This is a genomic window from Candidatus Tokpelaia sp., from assembly GCF_008636115.1.
GTDB lineage: Bacteria > Pseudomonadota > Alphaproteobacteria > Rhizobiales > Rhizobiaceae > QLZD01.
This window is the reverse complement of sequence record NZ_QLZD01000041.1, coordinates 1-1,155: the sequence shown is the minus strand read 5'-3', so window position 1 is coordinate 1,155 and position 1,155 is coordinate 1. Positions and strand designations below refer to the sequence as shown.

Genomic DNA, 1,155 nt, shown 5'->3' with positions numbered 1-1,155 from the left:
ATCCGCCCTCACGCACTTCTGCCTTACCTTCCAATACTTTAGAGGTGTATTTTCCATCGCGTAATAATCGCCTTAAATCTTGACGCTGTTCCGGAGTCCAATCTTTCAGCGGGCCACTTCTATCTGGCCGGATAAACCGGCTAGCCGCTCCGTCCTCTTTTACTCCGCCCCGTTCAACCTCGCGGAGAAAATCCTGTTTATTTCCCTCATATATCTGCCCTTGCCGCGCTTGCCCTGCCCAAGGTCTGTTAACTGCTTTTCCTGTTATTGGGTCTTCTGTTCCTTGAGCGAGGCGGCTAAAAAGATTTTCCGCATCTTCCTGCCCAATATCAGCTAAGTTGCGAATATCCCTGTCGCCTTGCCACATTGCGCGCTGGTAGGGCTGATTTTCTTCCAAGCCGGCATTTCTCAAAACAGCTTGCGCTTGCGCCAAATCAAAATTGTCTGTATAATTGCGCTTAACACTTTCATCACCGATATTTGCTCGCGCCGCCCCTGTTTCACGCCCATAACGGGCGGCGGGATTAACTCTGGATAGTTCCCTTTCTATAGGGGTTCCAGCGTAAACGCTATCGATATACCTTTGACGCATTCCTTCCAGCCGCTTGCGTTTGGCGTCTAAAGCACTTTGCGTTCTATCCAGTTCAGCCTTGGCTTGCGTATAACCCTCACTTTTCCCTACTTTTTTCCACGCATCAAAATTCTTTTTGGCCGCATCTCTAGCGGCAATTTCCTCCGGCATTACTCTATCAATAGCCGCATCGCTTGTTCGCCCATCTCTTTTGCTGATTTCAGCTACTAATGCTTCATATTCACTCATACCGCGAGCGGTTTCGGCATTCGCTCTTATTTTCGGCTTTTCTCCTTTATTCCACGCGTCTCTGACAGGCTTCCCATAAAGCACTTCCATAGCTCTTTCTTGCCTTGCTTTATCAGTGGCTGTCGAACCGCCTTTTTTAAGGGTTTCATCAATATTTTTTAATTGCGCCGCCCAGTCTTGCTCCTTATTTGTCGGTGCTCGCCGCACCCGCATTTTATCAGCTATTTTATCGCGCATATTCAGCACGGCATTTTCTGCTTGCGACAAGCCTTTCCGGCTTAACCAATTATTCAACAGAGCATGGCCGCCAAGGCCCACAGCAGCGCCGATACCAG

1 protein-coding gene is annotated in these 1,155 nt (G+C 49.0%); it reads right to left on the bottom strand.

The window, feature by feature from the left end:
• The coding region (locus tag DPQ22_RS08955; RefSeq protein ID WP_190323199.1) for a hypothetical protein at positions 1-1,155 on the bottom strand (1,155 nt) is incomplete at both ends.